At 67.4% G+C, this 1,797-nt stretch carries 4 protein-coding genes; 2 read left to right on the plus strand and 2 right to left on the minus strand.

The genetic code is table 11. The features are described 5' to 3' along the window. The coding region (locus tag AC097L_RS23515) for a dienelactone hydrolase family protein (RefSeq protein ID WP_479589158.1) at nt 1–291 on the minus strand (291 nt) is incomplete at its 3' end. Nucleotides 292–361: 70 nt separating this feature from the next. On the opposite strand from AC097L_RS23515, the gene AC097L_RS23520 reads away from it, so the two are divergent. Then, on the plus strand, nt 362–1,144 hold the full coding sequence (locus AC097L_RS23520; RefSeq protein ID WP_479589159.1) for an SDR family oxidoreductase: 783 nt from the start codon (nt 362–364) through the stop codon (nt 1,142–1,144). Here AC097L_RS23520 and AC097L_RS23525 read toward each other — a convergent pair whose 3' ends face one another. Continuing rightward, nucleotides 1,145–1,387, minus strand: a complete 243-nt coding sequence (locus tag AC097L_RS23525; RefSeq protein ID WP_479589160.1) for a hypothetical protein — start codon at nt 1,385–1,387, stop codon at nt 1,145–1,147. A 68-nt stretch (nt 1,388–1,455) separates the two neighbouring features. On the opposite strand from AC097L_RS23525, the gene AC097L_RS23530 reads away from it, so the two are divergent. Further along, nucleotides 1,456–1,797, plus strand: a 342-nt coding sequence (locus AC097L_RS23530) for a MarC family protein (protein WP_479589161.1), incomplete at its 3' end; no start/stop codon positions are given.

Genomic DNA, 1,797 nt, shown 5'->3' on the forward strand with positions numbered 1-1,797 from the left:
CAGCGTGGGCACGCCCAGCGCCTCGGCGGCGGCCTTCAGGGCGATACCGGCCTGTATGTCTTCGGGTGTGTAACCCAGGTCCACCCCCGGCTGCACGCGGTGGAACATGGCAGGGGCCACGGCCAGGTAGCCCGCCGCCGCATAGCCATCGGCCACCGAACGGATGTGGCTGTTGATGCCAAAAATCTCCTGGACCACCACCACGGCCCCCTTGGGCGTGCCGCTGGGCTGGGCCACGTAGGCGGGCAGCACAAAGCCGTCGGCGGCGGTCAGGTGGATGGTGTTGGGCATGGAGGTCTCCTGGGACTTAAAGGGGGGCCATGGTACTGGTATCGTTCTGGGCCTACCCCAGGACTCCCGAATGACCCCACTCTCCGACCTTCCCGTACTGCTGGTCACCGGCGGCGGGCGCGGCATCGGTGCCGCCACCGCCCGGCTGGCCGCCCAGCGCGGCTACGCCGTGGCCGTCAACTACGCGCACAACGCCAGCGCCGCCGAGCAACTGGTGGCCGAGATCCGATCCCAGGGCGGCCAGGCCATTGCCCTGCAGGCCGACGTGGCCGATGAAGCCCAGGTGCTGCGCCTGTTTGCCGTCGTGGACGCACAGCTTGGCCCGCTGCGCGCCCTGGTCAACAACGCCGGGGTGGTGGACGTGCCTACCCGCGTGGAGGGCATGACCGCTGCCCGGCTGCAGCGCATGTTCAGCATCAACGCCATCGGCCCGTTCCTGTGCGCCCGCGAGGCCGTGCGGCGCATGGGCCACCAAGGCGCGCGCGATTTCGGCCCCGGCTACGGCCAGGGTGGTGCCATCGTCAACGTCTCCAGCGCCGCCTCGCGCCTGGGCTCGCCCGACCAGTACGTGGACTACGCGGCAGCCAAAGGGGCCATCGACAGCATGACCATCGGCCTGTCCAAGGAGGTGGCGGGGGAAGGCATCCGCGTCAACGCGGTGCGCCCCGGCCTGATCGAGACCGACATCCACGCCTCCGGCGGCCTGCCCGACCGGGTGCGCGACCTGTCGGCCAGCGTGCCGATGCAGCGCGGCGGCACGGCGCTGGAGGTGGCGCAGGCGATTGTCTGGCTGCTGGGGCCGGAGGCGGGTTACACCACGGGGGCGCTGGTGGATGTGTCGGGTGGGCGGTGATTAATAGGCCGTAGGCTCTGCATCCACTGTGCCCGCCCGGTCCAGGATCGCCATTGCGGCGGAAAGGCTGGAACCCGCAGCCCGCTCTTGCAAAAACTGCTGGGCGGTACTGCGCGTCGCCAGCTTTTCGGCCAAAGCAATCGCCACATACTGGTTCATCGCCACACCGTCTTTAAGGGCGGCAACGCGCAGGTTATCAAAGAGGGATTGCGGCAGGCGCAAAGCAAATAGGCGGTTCGGCATTACTGAATCGTAGTGCAAGCAGGCCGGAACGGGCTCGGTTTCTTACGCAGGCGTTAAGCTCCCCCGCTATGGACTTCAAACCCCTCATCACCCTGTTGGCCATCGTCAACCCGCTGGCCATCGTGCCGTTTTTTATCCACTACACGCAGAGCTTTTCGGAGGCGCAGCGCCGCCGCACCATATGGGTGTCGTCGTTCAGCGTGTTTGTGGTGATTGCGGTGAGCGCCCTGCTGGGCCTGCAGATTCTGGAATTCTTCAACATCTCGCTGGCCAGCTTCCAGGTGGGCGGCGGCCTGCTGCTGCTGAGCTCGTCGCTGAACATGCTCAACGCCCAGCCCGCCGAGGCCAAGTCCAACGCCACCGAACTGCAAGACGCGTCCGAGCGCGCCGCCGTGGGGGCCAGCATCGCC

This window comes from Rhodoferax sp. RT5P35, from assembly GCF_056521385.1.

Coding starts and splice junctions, on each gene's coding strand:
- AC097L_RS23520 (WP_479589159.1), top strand. CDS start 362: ATGACCCCACTCTCCGACCTTCCCGTACTGCTGGTCACCGGCGGCGGG.
- AC097L_RS23525 (WP_479589160.1), bottom strand. CDS start 1,387: ATGCCGAACCGCCTATTTGCTTTGCGCCTGCCGCAATCCCTCTTTGAT.